This window comes from Vreelandella maris, from assembly GCF_013371085.1.
Classification (GTDB): Bacteria; Pseudomonadota; Gammaproteobacteria; order Pseudomonadales; family Halomonadaceae; genus Vreelandella; species Vreelandella maris.
In genome coordinates this window covers 102,002-122,685 of the sequence record NZ_JABWCV010000007.1, presented here as the reverse complement: position 1 = coordinate 122,685, position 20,684 = coordinate 102,002, and the positions used below count along the sequence as shown (strand labels likewise).

The following is a 20,684-nucleotide window of genomic DNA, read 5'->3' as shown; positions in this document are numbered from 1 at the left end:
TTAGAGCATACCTTCCGGCGGATGCACGCATGGCAGCTTGTCGTTGATATAGCGCTCGATTTCCGGCAGTGAGAACGCATCCTCTTCGCCAACGAAGCTAATCGAGACACCCTTAGCGCCAGCTCGACCGGTACGACCGATACGGTGTACGTAGTCTTCCGGGTCTTCCGGCAGGGTGTAATTGATAACGTGGCTGACGTCTTCAATGTGAATCCCACGTCCAGCAACGTCAGTCGCGACCAGCACCTGGATTTCGCCTTCGCGGAAGCTTTCCAACGTCTTGATACGCTGTCCCTGAGGCACATCACCTGACAGCATCGCCACACTTACGCCAGCTTTTTTGAGCAGGTCGTCAAGCTTGCGCACCAAGTCACGACGGTTACCAAAGACCATGACGCGTTCAAAGCTCTCTTGCTGAAGTAGATTAACCAGCAAGCGCTGCTTGTCGTCATCAGACACCAAATACACACGCTGATCGATATCCGCCTGGTTCTCAACGGTCACTTCGATCTCGACGTGGGCAGGGTCAAGCGTCCACTGATTGGCGAGATTCAAGATGTCGTCGGTAAAGGTGGCCGAGAAGAGGAAGGTTTGACGCTCCTCTTTCTTCGGCGTGTAGCGAATAATCCGCTTCACATCCGGGATAAAGCCCATCGACAACATGCGGTCGGCTTCATCTAACACCAATACTTCGACTTCATTGAGGTCGATATCGCGCTTCTGATGGAAATCCAACAGGCGCCCAGGTGTTGCCACCAGAATATCGATCTTGCTGCCCAGGCTTTCACGCTGCTTCTGGTAGTCCATACCGCCGACCATACTGGCCACATTGAGCTGGGTGAAGCGTGCTAACGCTTTTGCGTCCTTTTCAATCTGCAGTGCCAGCTCGCGGGTGGGCGCAATAATCAAGGCACGCGGTGCACCTGGCTTTTGACCATTGGGTGTTGGCTCTTCCAGGAAGTAGGCCATCACAGAGATCAAAAAGGCCGCGGTTTTACCGGTTCCCGTTTGCGCTTTACCGACAATGTCGCCACCCAAGAGCGTTTGGCGCAGGGCCTCGGCTTGAATAGGCGTGCAGTACTCAAACCCTTGGGCATGAATAGCGCGCATTAAGGGCAGCGGCAGATCAAAGTCATGAAAGCGCCACTTGCCGGCCACGGCGGGCACCTGAAACTGACGAAGATCCCAGTTCGACTGGCGACGACGCGGTTTACGACGGCGGCGTTTTGGCTTGCGATTCTGGGCCGGGGCTGTGGTCTGTTCCGACTCGCTCATAGGCTGTCTATCTGTCCATTGCTGTGGAAGTTGGCTTCTTGACGTGCGCATTGTACCAGGGCTTGGCGATAAGAGCGCGTCCTGCTGTCGAAGGAGTCCCAAGGCCTGTTAGAATAGCCGTCAAATCGACGTAAGGAGCGCGACATGACGCGTAAGAAAAAAACTCGTTCACTGGCCGACAAAGTAACTATTCGTACCGGCCGGCGTAAAGATTATAAAAAATGGCGCCACGACAACCCTGACCAAGTGGCTCCGTCACGCCGCTTTGTGGCAAAAAAGCAGCAGCAGCGCAAACTCCAGGCAGTGAGAAAACTCGCTCGCCAGCAGAGTGGGCAGGATATTGCCATCCACCCTGACAAAGGCAGTGAATCCAACAATCCCAAGGGGAGTGATTCATAATGCGTTTGGTTTCGTTCAACATTAATGGCATCCGAGCACGGCTTCACCAGTTACAGGCGTTGATCGATACTCAGCAGCCGGACGTGATTGGGCTCCAGGAAACCAAAGTGCAGAATAGCGAGTTCCCGATCGCTGACGTGGAAAGCATGGGTTACCACGTCTTTTATCACGGCCAAAAAGGTCACTACGGGGTTGCCTTACTGTGCCGTCAGGCACCTCAAGAAGTGTTTTATGGCTTCCCCGATGATGAAGAAGACGCTCAGTGCCGTATGATCGGCGTTCGCCTACTCGCGGAAGATGGGGAAGCCGTAACGGTATGGAACGGCTATTTCCCTCAGGGCGAAAACGTCACCCATCCCACTAAGTTTCCCAACAAAGAGCGCTTTTATGGCCAGCTAGCGCGACTTCTCAACGAGCAGTACTGCCCTGACGAGCGGTTGGCCATCATGGGCGATTTTAATATATCGCCAGAAGACCAGGACATCGGCATCGGCGAGGCCAACCGCAAGCGCTGGCTGCGCGAAGGCAAAACCAGCTTTCAACCCATTGAGCGCGAATGGCTCGAAGGCATTAAAGCGTGGGGGCTTACCGACAGCTATCGCCTCAGCTATCCGCAAAGCGATGACCGCTTTAGCTGGTTTGATTACCGCTCAAAAGGGTTTAACCAAGAGCCCAAGCGCGGCCTGCGCATCGATTATATTCTCGTCACCAAGGCGTTAGCCGATCAGACAACCGGCGCGGGTATCGACTACGATCTGCGTAGCATGGAACGCCCCTCTGATCATGCCCCCACCTGGAGCGACTTCGCTCTTACGCTTAAGCCGTAGCCCTTAACACAAACACCTAGTTGAAGCTGGCCAGCCATTGGGCGGCTTCTTCATCGCCTAGCTCTGCAGCACGGACAAATGCTTGCTGCGCTTGCTCATTTTCACCCCAGGCGTAAGCTAGCTGCCCGTAAGATCGCCAGTCGGTGGCTGTTTGGGTGTGCTGCGCCAAGGCTTGCCAAGCATCCAGGGCTCTCTCAACATCTTTAGCCTGCTGCCAAGCGCTCGCCAATAAACGCAGATTTGACTCATCGCGGACAATATCGCCCTCATTTAGCGCCTGCTCAAGGTGCTCAGCTGCTCGTGCGGGCGTGCCACCTGCTAAATGGAGTTGGATCAACAGCCAGCGATCTTGCGGCTCGGTTAATTTACCTAACTGCCACGCCATCTCCCACAGGCCAGCGGCCACACCAGGCTGCCCCGCCTGTTGTGCAAGACCTGCCGCTTGGCGCCAATCAGAGAGATCGCTTTGCGAATCCAATCCATCCAACAGCCAACCCAGAGCCTGTTCACTTTGCCCAGCATTGCGATAAATCGCCAACGTTAAAGCCTGCTGCGCTTCAGTTAACTCGGCTGTCTCACTCAGCGCCTGTTCAAGCCAGTTGGCGGCTTCCTCCCAGCGCTCCTGCTGCGCCAGCAGGCGGGTTAGCTGCCAAACGGCATTACTATCTTGCTGATTGGCTAACCATTCAGTGAGAAGCTCAATAGCCTGATCGCGCTGCCCGGCAGCACGACGCAGTGAAGCTTCTTCACGCAGCCAGCGGGCAGCCTGATCGTCATCCACACCACTTAACCCACGCGCAATTGCCAGCCGATCCGCTGCCGCAGCAGGCTGATCCTGTCGCGCCAAGGCGCCTGCAGCCAGCTGTTGATAGAGCGCACTAGCCCATTGATCCGATTGATTACCCGAGGCTAGCCGCTCCGCCTGGGCGGTGGCACGCTCGACAACGCTGCTTAGCTCCCCCTCTTGCAATTGGCTCTGCAGCGCGTTGAGGTCGGCAATAATATCCCCAGGCAATGCGGGACTCGCCTGCGCTGAAAACGACCAGACGCTTAGCAATAAAATTAAAAGACGCTTCATATTGCTACCTCAACTGAAACTCGATCCGCTGGGTGGCATTGCGCAACTGATCGCTTGATTCAAATTGCCACTGCGCAATAGCGTCCCTAGCAGCATCGTCAAATACACGGCGCGGCTGCGCATTGGTAATCCGTATTGAAGAAGCATCCACACTGCCATCACGCCGGATCATAAAGGCGACCTCTACAAACCCTTCCATGCCACGGCGCTGAGCGCGCGCAGGGTAGCTTGGATTTACCCGGCTGGTGGGGGTCGCCTGACCTACGCTAATCGGCTCGTTAGAGGGGGCTGGTTCAGCTGCCGGTGCCGCTTCTTGCTGCGCAGGTGCACTTTCCGCCACGCTTGAAGGAGCGCTTTGAGTGGGCGCTGGCTCTGTAGGCGCTTCTTGCGGCGGAGGCTCCGCCGTGGGTTCTGGAGCGGGCTCAGGTTGAGGCTCCGGCTCCACTTCCGTTAGCTCTGGGAGCTCGCTATCCATCTCAACGGGCTCCACGGGCTCATCCGGCAGCTCTACTTCCGGCAAGCTAATAGTGCTTTCAGCCACTGGCGGTGGTTCGGGAGCTGGCATGGGCGGCGGCGCTTGTTGCGGCGCTGCTTCGACTGGCGGCGGTGGCGGTGCCTCTTGCTGGGGAGCAACCTCAGGCGCTTCAACCATCGTCATCGCCATGCTCATGGTCAGCTCTTCGGGCTCCCGCTCGGGGGGCGCAACCAGCTGCGCCAGCAGCCAGAACAAGCCCACCGCTAGCACCACGCCTCCCAATAACGACAGCAGGTGGCGCATCATGACCCGCTCCGACTCGCCGCCACCGCCACTTGCTCAACGCCCGCTTCACGCAGGCGATCCATTACCTCGATCAGCAGGCCCGTGGTGGATTCACGGTCCGCCTGAATAACCACCGAGCCATCGTCACTGAGCATATCGGCGACCTGCTGGCCAACCCGGTGAGTATCCACCGGACTACCATCCACCCATACGGCGCCTTCTGGGGAAATTGCCACGAGCACCTGGGCGTCTGGGCGCGGCGTCGCGGCGCTGGATTCAGGGCGATCAATCTCCACGCCACTCTCTTTAACAAAGCTAGTAGTGACGATAAAGAAAATCAGCATGATAAATACCACGTCGAGCATGGGGGTAAGATTCACCTCATTACTCTCTGCAGTAGCTTCTATAGAACGGCGTCTACGCATCACTTTCCTCCAGTGCCCGCGCCAAGCGATCTTGCAGCCGCTGGTCTTCACGACGAATGACGTGCTCTAAACGACTAATAAATAAAAGCCCCACCACGGCAATGGCCATACCGGTTAGGGTCGGCAGCGTCGCTCGGGCGACACCGTCCGCCATGGCGCGCGCTTGATGGGTTTCACTTAGCGAGAGGCTATCGAACACGCTAATCATGCCAGTCACCGTGCCTAGTAAGCCCAATAAAGGGCACAGCGCGACCAGCAGTTTCAGCCATGGCAAGGGCTTACGCAGTCTAGCGACCAGCGCCTCCGCCCACACATGACGTAGCGTACGGGCGCTCCAACTGGTGTGGTCGCTGCGCGCCGCCCAACGGCGCAATAACTGACGCCGCGCGGTACGCCAGGTAATTCGGTAGTACCACCAGCGCTCCATGGCCATGGCAAATACCAGCACAGCCACCACTGCCAGCACGACCAATACCGCGCCACCCGCTTCCACTAAGCGCTCAACGGGTTCGAGCCAGAGAGGAAGAGTGGACATATCAGTTCACCGCGGGCGTGTGAGATTCGAGATGATCAGCTAATGTCGCGCTCGCCTGCCCTTCAATCACATGGGTCAAATAGCGGCTACGACCCGACAGGGCTGTCTGCACGAACAGCAGCGGCACGGCGGTAATCAAACCGAGTACAGTGGTTACCAGTGCTTGGCTAATACCGCCCGCCATCAGTTGCGGGTCGCCGGTGCCAAACACGGTAATCGCCTGGAAAGTTACGATCATGCCGGTGACCGTACCCAACAAACCAAGCAACGGCGCAATCGCGGCCAGCAATTTGACCATCGGCTGGCTACGCTCCAGTTTTGGCAGCTCAGCCAGTACCGCCTCGTCCAATCGTGCTTCCAACGCTTCAGGGGTCTGGTGTTTGTCCATGCCTTCAAAACGCAGCAATACACGTCCCAGTGGGTTGTTAGGTTTTAACTGGCTGAGCGACTGACGCTGTCGATTAACACGCAAGCTAACGAGCACTAAATAGAGGTACTGCCCTAACCCAATGATCAGGCCTAAAATACCTAATGCAACGACCACATAGCCGACATAACCGCCTTGCTGAAAACGCTCCCACAGACTGGGCTGCTGGGCCAGGGCTTCCAGCACGCTGCCCTGAGTAGGATCAACAGCGAAGACATGGCTTTCACCCTGGTAGTAATCCGCTAGTAACCCGCCAATGGCATCAGGTGTACGCGGCAATGCCACTAGGTTGCCGTCATTTTCTCCGCGCTCTAAAAGCTTGTTTTCGGTAAAGGCTGCAAAATCTCCAAGCCGCACCAACTCACGGGTGGCTACTTCGCCGTTAGCATCGGCGACAGGCAGTGAAAGGCGCTCAGCGCGGCCCGTACGCGCCGTTAATGCCGCCAAGCGATCCACCACCTCTTCCAATTGATGGCGTTCGAGCACTTCGACTTCATCCAAACGTGGCGGCAGCGCCCCTTCTTCTAGGGAAAGCAAACTCTCTTCACCCAGTGCATTGCGAATTTCTGAGCTATGCCGGGCAAGGTTAGACAGCAGCCCTGTCAGTGCCTCGCCCTGCTCCGCCTGACGCTCGCTTAACTCGCTGGCTTGATCGGCTTGCTCTGCCTGCTGGGTCTCTAACGCTTCGTGCTGCTGCTGAGCCTCTTCGTGCTCAGTGCGGGCTTGCTCCAGCGCAGACTCTAATGCTTGCTGGTCGTCTAAAAAGCCCATTAGACGCTGCTGGTCACGCGCTTCAGCCGCTTCTCGTGCTTCACGCAGCGACGTTGCGCTTTCAGTTTGTGCCATTGATGCGCCACTGATCGCTACCAGCCCTAACATCAAGCAGGCATAAAAAAGTTGACGGAGAGCTGGTCGACTCATGGTTGCTCTCCCTGCTGGTCATTCGCACTGATTGAGAGCGGCAAGGTTAATAAATCCGGAGCGCGCTGATCTTTCGCCATACGCAGCCCATTGCGCACTTCACGCAGGTATTCGTCATCAAGTGGCTGCCATCCACCGCTTTCAGCATTCCATACCCCACCTTCACGCCCATCAGGGGTTAGATAATAAAAACCGATACGACCCACACGTAAAAAATCCACTTCACGTTCGCGGCCATCCTGGCTTAAACGACCCCGCCAGCTATCCATCTCACGGCCATAATCGAGCTCGACGCGCCAGGCTTCGAGTAGCCCATTAATGCGTTCAATGGTGTTTTCGCCCTGTTCCTCAGGCTGACGCTCAACCCGTGCCAGCCGCTCCTCGCGCAGAAACGGCAGGTCACGTTCAATCCATTGACTGAGCTGAACAGACATATTTTGTTCAATCACAGGCAGCGCTGCGCGCGTCTCTTCAAGCGTATTCAGGGCAGTCGCCAGACGCTGCTGGCGTTCGGCTTCTTCCGCCAAGCGCCCAGTCAGTGAGGCATTTTCAGCGTCTAACTGGCGTGTTTCGCGCTCTAAGCGGCGTAGCTCTTGCAGTTGCTCACGCGTTTGTTCATCGGCAGCATCAATTTGCGCCTGAAGTGCTGCTTGGGTTTGCTGGGCTTCTACACTTTCGGCCGCTTGAGCCACTGCTTGTTCACTTGCCAGCAGCGTGCCACTGGCCAGCACCCCTGCTAGCCACCATCCACGTAAGGCAAAAAAAGGCCTGTTCAGCACGTCGACTCTCCGTCACTGAGTTGCCAGCGGCTGTCACCGCCCGGCTAAAAACTAATTAGGTATTAGAACGATTTGCGTTTAACTTTTACGCGTCTAGCCTACCACTAATATAATAAATGACAATATTTATCATTAACAATCAGGCGTTATCGCTCACCGAGCGCGCATAAAAAAGGCGCCTATCAGCGCCCTTTCATCACAAACATCACTATGTGTGCTTTACTGCTACATACTCTTTCGTCAGCGGCGCTAGCGGAAGCTGCCAAGCCTCTTCACGGGTCACCCATTTTGCTTCGGCAATTTCAGCGGCCGCCTCGACAGGCTCGTCAATAACAAGCCCAAACAGATGCGCTTCAAGCATCACGCCCGGCTCATTAGCCGCTGGCACGGAATACATTCCGAGCGGCATCAGCTGATCCTCGCTAACATGCAAGCCAAGCTCCTCTTGCAGCTCGCGGCACAACGCCTCTAGCGCGCTCTCACCTGCATCGATTTTGCCGCCTGGCTGCATATAGAAAGACGTATTGTGCTTACGCACCAATAGCAAGCGCCCATCTGGGTCACTCACCACGGCAGCGGCAATTTTCAGTACACTACCAACATTCCCTGTCATACCCCTCTCCTTCGTTCTCCACCCTAAACCATTAATACCTAACCCTATTAAAACGCCCAGTCGTCGTCTTCGGTGGCGACGGCTTTACCGATCACGTAAGAAGAGCCGGAGCCGGAGAAGAAGTCGTGATTCTCGTCGGCATTGGGTGAAAGCGCCGCCATGATAGTCGGATCCACATCGGTAACGCTGCTGGGGAAAAGTGGCTCATAGCCAAGGTTCATCAGCGCTTTATTGGCGTTGTAGTGAAGGAATTTCTTCACGTCTTCACTTAGGCCAACTTCGTCATACAGCGATTCGGTGTAGCGCACTTCGTTGTCGTAAAGTTCCAGTAGCAGCTCGTAGGCGTAATCTTTGACTTCTTGCTGCCGCGCTGGCGTCGCTTCCGCGAGTGCCTGTTGGAACTTGTAGCCAATATAGTAGCCGTGCACTGCTTCGTCACGAATGATCAAGCGAATCAGGTCGGCGGTGTTAGTCAACTTGGCATGGCTTGACCAGTACATTGGCAGGTAGAAGCCGGAGTAGAACAGAAATGACTCAAGAAACACGCTGGCGACTTTGCGCATTAGTGGATCATCCGAGCGGTAACGCTCTAATATCAGCTGAGATTTCGCCTGCAGCGTAGGGTTCTCTTCACTCCAGCGAAAGGCATCGTCCACATCACGGGTGGTACAGAGCGTCGAGAAAATTGAGCTGTAGGAGCGTGCGTGCACTGATTCCATGAAGGCGATGTTGGTGTAAACCGCCTCTTCGTGGGGAGTGCGGGCATCCTCCATTAATACCGGTGCACCCACGCTGCTTTGGATGGTGTCCAGCAGTGTGAGGCCGGTGAATACGCGGATCGTCAGCTGCTTTTCTTTTTCAGTCAGAGTGTTCCAGGACTGAATATCATTAGACAAGGGCACCTTTTCGGGTAGCCAAAAATTACTGGTCAGACGGTTCCACACTTCCAGGTCTTTATCATCCTGGAGTCGATTCCAGTTAATCGCATCAACTCGCGATAAACGTTGCATGGTGTTCATGGCATTGCTCTCAAAACGTAGCGTTCAATGCCCGGCGATCAACACCGGGCATTCAATAACAGTTACAAAGCGCTTGCTGATTACAGCGTGCAAGAAACGCAGCCTTCTACCTCGGTGCCTTCCAAAGCACTTTGACGCAGGCGAATGTAGTAAAGCGTTTTGATGCCTTTTTTCCAGGCGTAAATCTGCGCTTTATTGATATCGCGCGTGCTAGCGGTATCCGGGAAGAACAGCGTTAGCGATAGCCCTTGGTCGACGTGCTGCGAGGCTTCCGCGTAGGTATCGATAATTTTTTCCGGGCCGATTTCATAAGCGTCCTGGAAATAGTCAAAATTGGCTTCATCCAGGAACGGCGCCGGGTAATAAACACGGCCTAGCTTGCCCTCTTTACGAATCTCGATTCTCGCCGCCACCGGGTGAATACTGGAGGTGGAGTTATTGATATAGGAGATCGACCCCGTCGGCGGTACTGCCTGCAGGTTACGGTTATACAAACCGTGGGCCATGACCGACGCTTTCAGTTCCTGCCAATCATCTTGGGTCGGCAACGCAATACCGCTACGCTCGAACAGCTCACGTACTTTGTCGGTACGGGGCAGCCACGCCTGGTCAGTGTACTTATCGAAGAAGGTTCCCGAGGCGTAGGTAGAATCGGCAAAGCCCGCAAACGACTCGTTGTGCTCAATCGCTAAGCGGTTCGACGCACGGATCGCATGAAAGGCCACGCAGTAGAAGTAGAGATTGGTAAAATCCAAGCCCTCGTCAGAACCGTAGTAGATATGCTCCCGCGCCAAGTAGCCGTGTAGGTTCATCTGGCCCAAGCCAATCGCCCGCGACTGAGCATTACCTTCGGCAATGGAGGGCACGCTGCGCAGGTTGCTCATCTCTGATACGGCGGTAAGACCGCGGATGGCAATTTCAACGCTGGTACCGATATCTCCTGCATCCATCACCTTAGCAATGTTCATCGAGCCCAGGTTACAGGAGATATCCTGGCCGATATGGCGATAACCGAGGTCATCGTCATACTCAGTCGGTGTGTTGACCTGGAGGATTTCCGAGCACAGGTTGCTCATATTGATACGGCCAGCAATCGGGTTAGCGCGGTTTACCGTATCTTCAAACATGATATACGGGTAACCCGACTCAAACTGCAGCTCTGCCAACGTTTGGAAGAAGGCGCGTGCATTGATCTTGTGCTTGCGAATCCGCGCATCTGCGACCATTTCCTGGTATTTCTCGGTAACGCTGATATCACCAAACGGAACACCGTAAACCCGCTCGACATCGTAAGGCGAGAACAGATACATGTCGTCGTTACGCTTGGCGAGTTCAAAGGTAATATCCGGAATCGTCACGCCCAATGAGAGCGTTTTGATACGAATTTTCTCGTCGGCGTTTTCCCGCTTGGTATCCAAAAAGCGCAGAATATCCGGGTGGTGAGCATTTAAATAAACCGCCCCCGCCCCCTGGCGTGCGCCCAGTTGGTTCGCGTAGGAGAACGCGTCTTCCAGCAGCTTCATGATCGGGATAATACCCGATGACTGGTTCTCAATGCGCTTGATGGGCGCACCAGACTCACGAATATTGGAGAGCAGGAAGGCAACGCCACCGCCCCGCTTGGAAAGCTGCAGCGCCGAGTTAATGGAGCGACCGATCGACTCCATATTGTCTTCGATGCGTAGCAGGAAGCACGACACCAGTTCGCCGCGCTGCTGTTTGCCACAGTTCAAGAAGGTGGGTGTCGCGGGCTGAAAACGGCCGGAGATGATTTCATCGACCAGTGATTTGGCCAGCGTTTCATCGCCCCGCGCCAAGGTCAGCGCGACCATGCAGACACGGTCTTCATAGCGTTCTAAATAGCGCTTACCGTCAAATGTCTTCAGCGTATAGCTGGTGTAGTACTTGAAAGCGCCCAAAAAACTTGGGAAGCGAAATTTATACGCATAGGCCTGCTCGAACAGCGCTTTGATAAAGGCAAAGCTGTACTGGCCCAGCATTTCTGCTTCGTAGTACTGCTCTTCTACTAAGTAATCGAGCTTTTCCTCTAACGAGTGGAAAAACACTGTGTTCTGGTTAACGTGTTGCAAAAAGTACTGGCGAGCCGCTTCGCGATCTTTATCCAGCTGTAATTCGCCGTTGGCCCCGTATAGATTGAGCATGGCATTCAGGGCGTGATAATCCAGCGTGCGCGCCTCAGGAGCCGCCGCAGGCCGTTTTGTTTCTGACACATTCTGGGTAGTTACGTTAGTCGTTTCCAAAACTCTTCTACTCCTTTGCGCACGTTGACCACGTCATCGTCAGTGCCAAATAATTCAAATCGATACAGCAGCGGTACGTGGCATTTTTTCGCAATGATGCGGCCAGCAAGACCATATGCTTCGCCAAAATTGGTGTTTCCCGCAGCAATGACTCCCCGCAGGAGGTTCCGGTTATGCGTGTCGTTGAGAAAATGAATGACCTGCTTGGGTACGGCCCCCTGTGAACTTCCCCCACCATACGTAGGGGTAACTAAAATATAAGGCTGGGAAACTCGTAGCGCAGGTTCATCTCGATTTAGCGGTAGCCGCGTGGCGACAAAACCAAGCTTTTCTACAAAACGATGGGTGTTACCTGATTTAGTAGAGAAGTACACCAAATTGCCGGCCATAGGTGTGTGTGAGCAACTTGCCAGCATGTTGTCGGCTTACGCCAGGGCTTGAATGCGATCCGGACGGAAACCCGACCAGTGATCTTCACCAACTACTACGACGGGAAGCTGGCGATAACCCAGCGCCTCAACTTCTTCTTGGGCACCGGACTCTGCGGTGATATCGATGACAGTATAATCGAGCCCTTGCTTGTCTAGCGCGCGGTAAGTAGCGGTGCATTGAACACAAGCTGGCTTGCTATAAATCTGAATTTCCATGGGTAATCCCCTTTTCATAGCGGCATTTTTCGGGTAGAGCACATCTAGTGCCCGCCCTGACTAAAAGACACAACGCATACTATATATAGACCATTGGAAAATCAATTCAAGCATATGTGGTATTTTTTACCCACAGGATATTGACAGCTAATGCCCAAGCCTATCCCAGACAATAAAAAAACCGCCCACTAAAAAAGCGGGCGGTTTTTTCACAGCGCCAGAACTGGCGCCATTAGCGGGTCATAGCCGTATTAGCCAATCGCTGCTTGGTAACGACGCTCAACGTCTTCCCAATTGACCACGTTGAAGAACGCAGCAATATAGTCAGGACGCTTGTTTTGATACTTCAGGTAGTACGCATGTTCCCAAACATCCAAACCGAGTAGCGGCGTATTACCGTGCATCAGCGGGCTGTCTTGGTTCAGGGTATTTTCGACGACCAGCTTTTTCTCAGGTGTAACGGAGAGCCATGCCCAACCGCTACCAAAACGACCAACGGCCGCTTTTTTGAATTCTTCTTTAAAAGCTTCAAGGCCGCCGAGCTCGGCATCAATTGCTTTTGCAACATCACCTTGAGCATTACCACCGCCGTTGGGCGACATCATCTGCCAGAACATAGAGTGATTGGCGTGACCACCGCCGTTATTGATAACGGCTTGACGCTTGGCTTCCGGAACACGATCCAGATTAGCGATGAGTTCTTCAACAGGTACATCTTCAAGACCTGTGCCTTCCAGCGCGGCGTTCAGGTTGTTGATGTAGGTTTGATGGTGACGAGAATGGTGAATTTCCATCGTCATTGCATCAATGTGCGGTTCAAGAGCGTCATATGCGTACGGCAGTTCGGGTAGTGTATGTGCCATATCATCATCTCCTTGAGTGGCTTTCGTTGCGTTCATTTACCTATGTGCGGTCAGTCCGCAGCTTTTTCAACCACCGGGGTGGTTTTTCTTACCCTTTGCCCCAGTACTTTAGTCAACTATTGGCAGTTTACCTAATGTACCCATCACAAAAAAGCCGACTTCTGGCGAAGTCGGCTCAATGTTTATAGATCATTCAAATGCTTACAGCTTGCTCTCCAGCTCTGGCAGGATCTCGAACAGATCCCCCACCAAGCCGTAGTCGGCCACCTGGAAGATCGGCGCTTCGTCGTCCTTGTTGATAGCGACGATGACTTTGGAGTCCTTCATGCCCGCTAAGTGCTGAATAGCGCCGCTGATACCCACGGCAATGTACAGATCCGGCGCGACAATCTTGCCGGTCTGACCCACCTGCATGTCGTTGGGTACGAAACCGGCGTCTACCGCGGCACGGGAGGCGCCGATAGCAGCGCCCAGCTTGTCGGCAATGCCGTCCAGCAGCTTGAAGTTCTCGCCGTTGCCCATGCCGCGGCCACCGGAGATCACCACCTTGGCGCCGCCTAGTTCTGGACGGTCGCTCTGGGCCAGCTCTTCTTTGACGAAGCTGGATTGGCTGTTTTCGGCGACAAAATCCACCGCTTCAATCGTGGCGCTGCCGCTTTCACCGACGGCATCAAAGCCGGTGGTACGAATGGTGATCACTTTCAGCGCATCATCGCTTTTCACCGTTGCAATGGCGTTACCGGCGTAAATCGGACGCAGGAAGGTATCGGCACTCTCGACACCCAGCACATCCGATAGCTGGCTGACGTCTTTTAGCGCGGCCAGGCGCGGCAGGACGTTCTTGCCGGTGGTAGAAGCGCTGGCCAGTACGTGGCTGTAGCCATCGGACAGTTCTACCAGCAGCGCGCCCATGGGCTCGGCAAGCTGGTGGGCGTACACGGCGTTATCGGCGACGCGGACTTTGTTGACGCCGTCGAGTTTTGCAGCGGCGTCTGCTGCCGCTTGGACGCCTTCACCAGCGATCAAAATATCAATATCGCCACCAATGGCCTGGGCGGCCGCCACGACGTGGGCGGTGGCGCCGGCCAGTTGGCCTTCATGCAGGTCGGCAAGTACCAAAATGCTCATAGCATCAGCTCCTTTCAAAGCGTTTATCTCAAAGTACGGAGAGTCAAGAACCGACCTTAAAGAACTTTGGCTTCGTTTTTCAGTTTGTCGATCAGCTCATCGACCGAGGCCACTTTGACACCACCTTTGCGTTCGGCGGGAGATTCCACCTTGAGCAGGCTCACCTTAGAGGCCACTTCCACGCCATAGTCAGCAGGAGTTTTGACATCCAGCGGCTTTTTCTTGGCCTTCATGATGTCCGGCAGCTTGGCGTAGCGCGGCTCGTTCAGGCGCAGGTCGGTGGTGACGATCGCGGGCAGCGTAAGCGCCACGGTTTGCAGGCCGCCGTCGATTTCACGGGTAACGTTAACCTTCTCCCCGTCCACCGCCACTTCCGAGGCGAACGTGCCTTGTGGCAGATTGGTCAGCGCGGCGAGCATCTGACCGGTCTGGTTGTTGTCGGTGTCGATGGCCTGCTTGCCAAGAATCACTAGGCCGGGCTGCTCTTCGTCCACCACTTTGGCCAGCAGTTTGGCCACCGCCAGCGATTCAGCGCGCTCATCGGTTTCAATATGGATAGCGCGGTCTGCGCCCAGCGCCAGCGCGGTGCGCAGCTGCTCTTGGGCGGCTTTAGGGCCGACCGTGACGGCGACGACTTCGGTCGCCACGCCCTTCTCTTTCAGGCGCACGGCTTCTTCCACAGCAATTTCGCAGAAAGGGTTCATGGCCATTTTGACGTTGGTCAAGTCCACATCGGAGTGGTCCGCTTTCACGCGGATTTTGACGTTGTAGTCGATGACGCGTTTCACCGCGACGAGTACTTTCATAGGTTCCTCGCTTGGCTTGTAATAAAAGCCGTTAACCTGGGAAGGCACCCGCTTCGCGAGTACCCCTTATTAAATAGCGACTAATAATAGAATTACTGCATACGTTATGAGCAAAACGTCTTGCTTGGGCACTGCCCAAAATGGCAGTGCCGTCAAATTCATTCAAGCGTTTGATAGGTACCTGATTGAAAAACCCTATCAATTTGCCATAGCCTGCCAGTTAGTGACAATACTTGCTAGCTACTGCCTTGGTCTTAGCATTGATCTATCGCTAGCAACACATACAGCCAAGAAATGCGGTTTGCACCATCGTAGGCGTGACCTGACACAGGTATTATGCCTATCATGGGGCATAACCAGAAGCAAACGACCGTTTTAAATTAAGGCCATCTGTTTATATGCTAGTACCTAAAACGTAGGCATTCACTAGCTTTTGCAGATATTGGCGCTTAAAGAGAATAAGGAGAAGCCGGGTGGAAACTGTTGAACGCGATGTAATGGACTTTGATGTCGTCATTGTCGGCGCTGGCCCATCCGGGCTTTCCGCCGCCTGCCGACTCATGCAGCAAGCTAACGAGGCGGAGCAAGAGTTAACGGTCTGTGTGGTTGAGAAAGGCTCAGAAGTTGGCGCTCATATCTTGTCAGGAGCGGTTTTTGAGCCCCGCGCACTGACCGAACTCTTCCCTGACTGGAAAGAACGCGGCGCGCCGCTCAATACGCCCGCCATTCGCGATGACGTTGTTTTGCTTAAGGACGCTGAAAAAGCGCAAAAAGTGCCTAACGCACTTGTGCCGAAAAGTATGCACAACACCGGCGGCGATCAGCAACGTTACGTGATCAGTGCCGGTAACCTCTGCCGCTGGCTGGCCGAGCAGGCAGAAGCGCTCGGCGTTGAAATTTTTCCAGGCTTTGCCGCCCAGGACGTCATCATTGAAGACAATGCGGTGCGCGGCATTCTGATTGGCGATATGGGTGTCGCCGCTGACGGTACGCCCAAAGATGGCTACATGCCAGGGATGGAACTACGCGCCAAATACACGCTCTTTGCTGAGGGCTCGCGCGGTCACTTGGGTAAGCGCTTGATTAAAGACTTTTCACTGGATGCGGGCCGTGACCCCCAGCATTACGGTATCGGTCTGAAAGAGCTTTGGGACGTACCTGCCGACAAGCATGAACCAGGACTCGTGGTGCACGGCTCAGGCTGGCCACTGGATAAGAACAGCCATGGCGGTTGGTTTCTATATCACGCTGAAAATCAACAAGTCGTGGTCGGCCTCATTATGGATCTGGGCTACCAAAACCCTTGGCTTTCGCCGTTCGATGAATTTCAGCGCATGAAGCATCACCCCGCGATTAGCCAATACCTGGATGGCGGCAAACGTGTCGCTTACGGCGCCCGGGCCATCACTAAAGGTGGCTTCAACTGTTTACCTAAAATGACCTTTCCCGGCGGCCTACTGCTTGGCTGTGATGCCGGCACGCTCAATTTTTCCAAGATTAAAGGCTTACACACCGCCATGAAGTCGGGCTTAGTGGCTGCCGAGAGCGTGTTTGAGGCAATTAAAGGCGGTGATGAGGGCGCTCAGGAGCTGACAAGTTTTACTCAGAAATGGGAAGCCAGCTGGGCGTATCAAGAGCTTAAAGAGAGCGCCAGTTTCGGCCCGGCTATCCATAAATACGGCACCATCGGTGGCGGCGCGTATAACTTTGCCCACCAGTTGCTGGGCAACAAGTTACCCAACGTGCATGACACCACTACTGATCACGGCGCCCTGAAGCCTGCGGACGAGTTTGAAAAGATTAACTATCCCAAGCCGGATGGAAAGCTTTCCTTCGATAAACCGTCGTCAGTGTTTCTGTCGAATACCAATCATGAAGAAAACCAGCCGTGCCATTTACGTCTGGAGGATCCAGAGCTACCGATTCGTGAGAACCTGCCTAAATATGCAGAACCAGCACAGCGCTACTGCCCGGCGGGTGTGTACGAAGTGGTTGAAGATAGCGAAGGACAGCCGCGTTTTCAGATTAACTTCCAGAACTGCGTACACTGCAAAACCTGTGATATTAAAGACCCAGCGCAAAATATCACTTGGGTAGCACCGGAAGGCGGCGGCGGCCCCAACTATCCTAATATGTAAGCCAACCACCTTAATATATAAGACAGCCGCATGAACGTTACGGCTAGAAGGGAACGTGCATTCCTACTAGCCGTAGCATCCCCCCTTTCGCATTCAACTTACACGCTAAGAGAGAATAGCGCTTTGTGAGCCTTCCAATAGCTGAATGGGCGCTCGGCGGGCAATAAGCCTGCGTCGGCCAGCCTGATCGAAGCGCACATCAATCACCGGGTCGCTCGCATTTCCCTCTACTGCCGCCACTTCACCCTCACCAAATACCGCATGGTGCAGACGCTGACCGGGATAAAAGCGCGTATCGGCCGAATAAGTTGCCTTGTGCTCTTCCACGTGAGCCGCTGCAAGCACAATGTCTTCACGTCCTAAACGCGCCAGATAACGCTCAACCAGCCCCACCGATGTCACTTGCAGTGATGCTTCTGGTGCACTGGGGTTAGCTAGACAAGAGGCCACACGCATACTGTCTTGCCAGGCACTTTCGGCAATAAAGCGACTAGGACGATGCGCACCCCCGTCATGGAGCACTAATAGCTGTTCTTGGGCACGAGTGATGGCTACGTAGAACAACCGCCGCTCCTCCTCCAAGCGCTCATCGCTAAGCGGATTATCGCGGCTGTAGTGGGGAAAATCCTCTTCGTTAACACCGACTACTGCGACCAGTGGCCACTCAAGCCCTTTGGCACCGTGCACTGTGCTAATCAGCACGCCGCCCGCCTGATTTTCAACCGGGCGTTCCAGCAGCTCGATAAAGGCATCTGGGTCTTGCACACTTTGCGCCTGCTCAATTAAGACATCGAGTAAGCGTACATCCTCTTCGCCTTTATCCCGCCGCGCCGCTGCCCGTTTAAGTGTTTTTTCCGCCTCAATGGTTTCCACTACATGCCTTAACAGCTTGGCGGGTGGCCATGCACTCAGCTGCGGCAATTCACATAGCAGCATCCAGCGTTTTTTAAGCGTACGCCGCTGGATCGGCTTTAATGCCGTTAACATTGGGTCATGCCGCTCAGGCCACTCCTGGGTAGTCGCCAACTGATGGGCTAATCGCTGCAGTCGCTCACGAGCAACAAAGGGAGTCGGCTGGGAAAGCAATAGTAATAGTTGCTGTGGATCGCGTAGCAGATCGGGACGACGCGACAGCTTCAAGTACCCGGCGAGTGCCTGTACCAACGGCAGACGAAAGACAAAACGATCCTCACGCTGAAGTCGAAATGGAATGCCCGCCTGCAAAAGCGCCAGTTGAAACGGCACCGATAGCGCCCAACTACGCACCAGTAAACTGGCCTCGTTAAACGCACGTCCTTGGGCCTGCCAATCCATCAGGGCATCCAGTAACAGCCGACTGCCCTGCCCTACCGAAACGCGCGTCTCAGGGTTATTGGGCGCGGCCAGACACAGCTGATTGGGGCGGCGCTGATTGGCGGCAATGGCATGATTAGCGGTAAGCGCCAAGGCATGGCCATGACGGAACGTGGTAGATAGCGGGTAGTCGGTGGCCTCGCCAAAGGTGGCGGTAAAATTTTCCAGCATCGTATCGGGTTTGGCGCCACGCCACTCATAGATGCATTGGTTAGCATCGCCGACCGCCATTACCTCGGCACGGCTGCCCACCAGCACGGATAAAAGGCGCTGCTGAGCGGCATTAATATCTTGATACTCGTCAATAATGACATGATCCAGAAACCCCTCGACGCGACCACGCAGGGCGCTATCTTCCTCTAACGCCTGCAAAGGGCGATAAAGTAAATCAGCGTAGGTCATCACCCCTTCCGACTCTAGTAGCCGCTCCGCCTCGGCAAAAGCGGCCGGAAAATAGTCGGTATCCGGGTCAAAATTGAGTCGCTCATAGAGCGATTCAGGGGTAATCATCTCTGCTTTAACCAAGCCGCAGAAGTGGGCCAAGGTTTCAAGCCTATCACCTTCAAGAGCAGCATCGCGGCGCTCAACCGAGTCGCGCAGCACATTAAGGCTCGCTTGACGAAGCAGCCTCTCTAATTGCCAATCGGCGGATAATAGCTGACGAGGCGCAAGCGCCCCCCAGCGACATAGGCTTTGGGTTAAGCGGTGGCCCAGCGAGTGAAACGTGCGCACATCCGGCAGCGCCTGCCCGGCAGGCGCCATTGACGCTAAACGGCGCTGAAAATCATCCTTGGCGGAACGGTTGAACATCAACACCAGAATGCGCTTTTGCGGCACACCACTGGCCAACAGGTGTAGCACCCGAGCGGCCATGGTTGTGGTTTTACCTGCGCCTGCGACGGCCGCCACCCGCGCATGACCGGCGGTATGATTCACAACGGCCTGCTGTTCAGCAGTTAACTTCACGGCGTCTCGCCTGATGCTTCATCGTCAAGCTGACCGAGCGCAAACCACTGACCGGCACTCATTAACCCAATCTCAGTAGTGCCATCGTCGTTTTCACGGGCTTTTGCTGCGTCAACAAGCTGGTAATACACATTACGGTGCAGCCTGGCAGCCAGCCCAAAACGTACCGGCAGTTGCGGGACTGCCTCGCCTTGAGGCGTTAAAGTGACGGAAAGCGGGTGCTCAGCATCCAAGCGAACGACATCGTCAAACTGGGTAGTGAACCACCAGGCATCGTCGTGAAAGTCAGCCTCTACCGCGACCAGTGGTAGATCTTCAACCTCTATCCGCCAACGCTCTGCTGGCGTAACTAAGCAATAACCCTCGTCATCAAGCCGCAGCAGCGTTGCCAACAAACGCGCAACTTTGGGCCGAGCAAACGGTTGGCCTTCGTGCCACCAGCTACCATCCGCGCGAATGATGATGTTGATATCGCCTGTCAGTTCGGGGTGCCATTTTTCGAGTGGTGGGATAGCGCCTGCCCCCTCACTGTGTGTCCCATGTTGCTGTAGCAATCGATCTATATTCATCTTGCCCACCTCGCTTGGGCGCATTCAGCCTATAAAAGCCCAGACTGTGCCAGCGCCTCTTTAACGTGTTCCGGGGCATCGGGCGCGGCGGCGCGAAAGAGCTGATAAAAGTTAGCGGTGGTCTGCATAGCGACCTCGTCAACACTGATCCCCCGCTCGTTAGCAATGCACTCCGCCACTTCTACCACCCAGGCGGGCTCGTTGGGCTTACCGCGATAAGGAACAGGGGCAAGATAGGGGCTATCGGTTTCAATTAGCAGGCGATCCAGCGGCAGCTGGCGGGCTAACTCGCGCAGCGGCGCAGCGTTACGAAAGGTGATAATCCCCGATAACGAAATGTAAAAGCCCAGCCTTACCGCTTCACGGGCCATCGCCAAGTCTTCAGTAAAACAGTGTAATACACCGCCCACACGCGGGTCGCTATATTCACGCAGCAGCGCCAGGGTTTCTTCTTTGGCTTCACGGGTATGAATAATCACGGGCAGCTCTAACTCACGCGCGGCGATCAAATGACGTTTGAAACGCTCGCGCTGTACGTCTACCGGTACGCTGTCGCGGTAGTGATAATCCAGCCCGGTCTCACCGATGGCTACGGCGCCATACTGCTCGGCAGCCTCTTTGATATCCTCAACGCTGGGCTCGTTCTCACTGTGGTGCAAAGGATGCAAACCAGCAGAGATCGCTACATCGTGATGAGCGCGGGAGATGGCTGCGAGTTGTGGTAGCTCTTCCAAGGTGACGGCGACCGCAAGAAATTGGCTAACGTGGGCCGCGCGCGCAGCCATCAGCGTGGCAGCGAGGTCGCCCCCGTGAGTCTGGTCAGATAAACGATCTAGGTGACAGTGCGAATCAACAAACATGCAGGTCTCGACAACGGATAGGGCGTTAACACCAT

The 20,684-nt window shown here is 54.9% G+C and carries 21 protein-coding genes; 3 read left to right on the top strand and 18 right to left on the bottom strand.

Translation table 11 applies throughout. The features are described 5' to 3' along the window. Complete coding sequence (gene rhlB, locus HUO07_RS08145; protein WP_246286603.1) at window positions 1-1,275, bottom strand: ATP-dependent RNA helicase RhlB; 1,275 nt, start codon at window positions 1,273-1,275, stop codon at window positions 1-3. A gap of 144 nt (window positions 1,276-1,419) precedes the next feature. Between rhlB and HUO07_RS08140 the strand changes: the two genes are divergently transcribed. Both HUO07_RS08140 and xthA read left to right on the top strand, forming a co-directional pair. Continuing rightward, a complete protein-coding gene (locus HUO07_RS08140; protein WP_101146171.1) occupies window positions 1,420-1,674 on the top strand; it encodes a hypothetical protein in 255 nt (84 codons plus the stop codon). Continuing rightward, on the top strand, window positions 1,674-2,501 hold the full coding sequence (gene xthA / locus HUO07_RS08135; RefSeq protein ID WP_176303146.1) for an exodeoxyribonuclease III: 828 nt from the start codon (window positions 1,674-1,676) through the stop codon (window positions 2,499-2,501). The genes HUO07_RS08140 and xthA overlap by 1 nt, the downstream gene beginning before the upstream one ends. Window positions 2,502-2,517: 16 nt before the next feature. Here the strand turns inward: xthA and HUO07_RS08130 are convergent, their stop codons facing one another. From HUO07_RS08130 to HUO07_RS08065, 14 genes are all read right to left on the bottom strand, one after another. Continuing rightward, entirely contained in the window at window positions 2,518-3,579 is a 1,062-nt protein-coding gene (locus HUO07_RS08130) for a tetratricopeptide repeat protein (protein WP_176303145.1), read from the bottom strand. A 4-nt stretch (window positions 3,580-3,583) separates the two neighbouring features. After that, a complete protein-coding gene (locus HUO07_RS08125; RefSeq protein WP_176303144.1) occupies window positions 3,584-4,360 on the bottom strand; it encodes an energy transducer TonB in 777 nt (258 codons plus the stop codon). Then, window positions 4,357-4,764 (bottom strand): ExbD/TolR family protein, encoded by a 408-nt coding sequence (locus tag HUO07_RS08120; RefSeq protein ID WP_101146175.1) that lies wholly within the window; start codon window positions 4,762-4,764, stop codon window positions 4,357-4,359. Before HUO07_RS08120 ends, HUO07_RS08125 begins: the two co-directional genes overlap by 4 nt. Next, a complete protein-coding gene (locus HUO07_RS08115; protein WP_101146176.1) occupies window positions 4,757-5,299 on the bottom strand; it encodes a MotA/TolQ/ExbB proton channel family protein in 543 nt (180 codons plus the stop codon). The genes HUO07_RS08120 and HUO07_RS08115 overlap by 8 nt, the downstream gene beginning before the upstream one ends. A 1-nt stretch (window position 5,300) precedes the next feature. After that, complete coding sequence (locus HUO07_RS08110) at window positions 5,301-6,647, bottom strand: MotA/TolQ/ExbB proton channel family protein (RefSeq protein ID WP_176303143.1); 1,347 nt, start codon at window positions 6,645-6,647, stop codon at window positions 5,301-5,303. Further along, entirely contained in the window at window positions 6,644-7,426 is a 783-nt protein-coding gene (locus HUO07_RS08105) for a DUF3450 family protein (protein WP_176303142.1), read from the bottom strand. Before HUO07_RS08105 ends, HUO07_RS08110 begins: the two co-directional genes overlap by 4 nt. Before the next feature lie 208 nt (window positions 7,427-7,634). Further along, a complete protein-coding gene (locus HUO07_RS08100; RefSeq protein WP_176303141.1) occupies window positions 7,635-8,039 on the bottom strand; it encodes an NUDIX hydrolase in 405 nt (134 codons plus the stop codon). Between the two features lie 47 nt (window positions 8,040-8,086). Next, complete coding sequence (gene nrdF, locus HUO07_RS08095; RefSeq protein WP_008956784.1) at window positions 8,087-9,058, bottom strand: class 1b ribonucleoside-diphosphate reductase subunit beta; 972 nt, start codon at window positions 9,056-9,058, stop codon at window positions 8,087-8,089. Between the two features lie 80 nt (window positions 9,059-9,138). Next, window positions 9,139-11,319, bottom strand: a complete 2,181-nt coding sequence (gene nrdE, locus HUO07_RS08090) for a class 1b ribonucleoside-diphosphate reductase subunit alpha (RefSeq protein ID WP_246286602.1) — start codon at window positions 11,317-11,319, stop codon at window positions 9,139-9,141. After that, window positions 11,301-11,735, bottom strand: coding sequence for a class Ib ribonucleoside-diphosphate reductase assembly flavoprotein NrdI (gene nrdI / locus HUO07_RS08085; RefSeq protein ID WP_083832196.1), 435 nt, complete (start codon window positions 11,733-11,735; stop codon window positions 11,301-11,303). The genes nrdE and nrdI overlap by 19 nt, the downstream gene beginning before the upstream one ends. A gap of 9 nt (window positions 11,736-11,744) precedes the next feature. Further along, on the bottom strand, window positions 11,745-11,966 hold the full coding sequence (gene nrdH / locus HUO07_RS08080) for a glutaredoxin-like protein NrdH (RefSeq protein ID WP_008956787.1): 222 nt from the start codon (window positions 11,964-11,966) through the stop codon (window positions 11,745-11,747). Between the two features lie 251 nt (window positions 11,967-12,217). Beyond that, on the bottom strand, window positions 12,218-12,829 hold the full coding sequence (locus HUO07_RS08075) for a superoxide dismutase (RefSeq protein WP_176303140.1): 612 nt from the start codon (window positions 12,827-12,829) through the stop codon (window positions 12,218-12,220). A gap of 201 nt (window positions 12,830-13,030) precedes the next feature. After that, entirely contained in the window at window positions 13,031-13,957 is a 927-nt protein-coding gene (locus tag HUO07_RS08070; RefSeq protein ID WP_176303139.1) for an electron transfer flavoprotein subunit alpha/FixB family protein, read from the bottom strand. Between the two features lie 56 nt (window positions 13,958-14,013). Further along, window positions 14,014-14,763 (bottom strand): electron transfer flavoprotein subunit beta/FixA family protein, encoded by a 750-nt coding sequence (locus tag HUO07_RS08065; RefSeq protein WP_176303138.1) that lies wholly within the window; start codon window positions 14,761-14,763, stop codon window positions 14,014-14,016. A gap of 473 nt (window positions 14,764-15,236) precedes the next feature. On the opposite strand from HUO07_RS08065, the gene HUO07_RS08060 reads away from it, so the two are divergent. After that, complete coding sequence (locus HUO07_RS08060; protein ID WP_176303137.1) at window positions 15,237-16,901, top strand: 4Fe-4S dicluster domain-containing protein; 1,665 nt, start codon at window positions 15,237-15,239, stop codon at window positions 16,899-16,901. A 105-nt stretch (window positions 16,902-17,006) separates the two neighbouring features. Here HUO07_RS08060 and HUO07_RS08055 read toward each other — a convergent pair whose 3' ends face one another. Genes HUO07_RS08055 through HUO07_RS08045 form a run of 3 tightly spaced genes read right to left on the bottom strand, consistent with a single transcriptional unit; the run spans window position 17,007 to window position 20,649 of the window. Further along, window positions 17,007-19,220, bottom strand: a complete 2,214-nt coding sequence (locus HUO07_RS08055) for a UvrD-helicase domain-containing protein (protein ID WP_176303136.1) — start codon at window positions 19,218-19,220, stop codon at window positions 17,007-17,009. Next, window positions 19,217-19,789, bottom strand: a complete 573-nt coding sequence (locus HUO07_RS08050) for a DUF1285 domain-containing protein (protein ID WP_176303135.1) — start codon at window positions 19,787-19,789, stop codon at window positions 19,217-19,219. Before HUO07_RS08050 ends, HUO07_RS08055 begins: the two co-directional genes overlap by 4 nt. 29 nt (window positions 19,790-19,818) lie before the next feature. Then, window positions 19,819-20,649 (bottom strand): TatD family hydrolase, encoded by an 831-nt coding sequence (locus HUO07_RS08045; protein WP_176303134.1) that lies wholly within the window; start codon window positions 20,647-20,649, stop codon window positions 19,819-19,821. Window positions 20,650-20,684 lie beyond the last annotated feature (35 nt).

What these genes read in the sequence shown, in the direction of transcription:
- rhlB (WP_246286603.1), bottom strand. Translation starts at nt 1,275, where the DNA reads ATGAGCGAGTCGGAACAGACCACAGCCCCGGCCCAGAATCGCAAGCCA.
- HUO07_RS08140 (WP_101146171.1), top strand. Translation starts at nt 1,420, where the DNA reads ATGACGCGTAAGAAAAAAACTCGTTCACTGGCCGACAAAGTAACTATT.
- xthA (WP_176303146.1), top strand. Translation starts at nt 1,674, where the DNA reads ATGCGTTTGGTTTCGTTCAACATTAATGGCATCCGAGCACGGCTTCAC.
- HUO07_RS08130 (WP_176303145.1), bottom strand. Translation starts at nt 3,579, where the DNA reads ATGAAGCGTCTTTTAATTTTATTGCTAAGCGTCTGGTCGTTTTCAGCG.
- HUO07_RS08125 (WP_176303144.1), bottom strand. Translation starts at nt 4,360, where the DNA reads ATGATGCGCCACCTGCTGTCGTTATTGGGAGGCGTGGTGCTAGCGGTG.
- HUO07_RS08120 (WP_101146175.1), bottom strand. Translation starts at nt 4,764, where the DNA reads ATGCGTAGACGCCGTTCTATAGAAGCTACTGCAGAGAGTAATGAGGTG.
- HUO07_RS08115 (WP_101146176.1), bottom strand. Translation starts at nt 5,299, where the DNA reads ATGTCCACTCTTCCTCTCTGGCTCGAACCCGTTGAGCGCTTAGTGGAA.
- HUO07_RS08110 (WP_176303143.1), bottom strand. Translation starts at nt 6,647, where the DNA reads ATGAGTCGACCAGCTCTCCGTCAACTTTTTTATGCCTGCTTGATGTTA.
- HUO07_RS08100 (WP_176303141.1), bottom strand. Translation starts at nt 8,039, where the DNA reads ATGACAGGGAATGTTGGTAGTGTACTGAAAATTGCCGCTGCCGTGGTG.
- nrdF (WP_008956784.1), bottom strand. Translation starts at nt 9,058, where the DNA reads ATGAACACCATGCAACGTTTATCGCGAGTTGATGCGATTAACTGGAAT.
- nrdI (WP_083832196.1), bottom strand. Translation starts at nt 11,735, where the DNA reads ATGCTGGCAAGTTGCTCACACACACCTATGGCCGGCAATTTGGTGTAC.
- nrdH (WP_008956787.1), bottom strand. Translation starts at nt 11,966, where the DNA reads ATGGAAATTCAGATTTATAGCAAGCCAGCTTGTGTTCAATGCACCGCT.
- HUO07_RS08075 (WP_176303140.1), bottom strand. Translation starts at nt 12,829, where the DNA reads ATGGCACATACACTACCCGAACTGCCGTACGCATATGACGCTCTTGAA.
- HUO07_RS08070 (WP_176303139.1), bottom strand. Translation starts at nt 13,957, where the DNA reads ATGAGCATTTTGGTACTTGCCGACCTGCATGAAGGCCAACTGGCCGGC.
- HUO07_RS08065 (WP_176303138.1), bottom strand. Translation starts at nt 14,763, where the DNA reads ATGAAAGTACTCGTCGCGGTGAAACGCGTCATCGACTACAACGTCAAA.
- HUO07_RS08050 (WP_176303135.1), bottom strand. Translation starts at nt 19,789, where the DNA reads ATGAATATAGATCGATTGCTACAGCAACATGGGACACACAGTGAGGGG.
- HUO07_RS08045 (WP_176303134.1), bottom strand. Translation starts at nt 20,649, where the DNA reads ATGTTTGTTGATTCGCACTGTCACCTAGATCGTTTATCTGACCAGACT.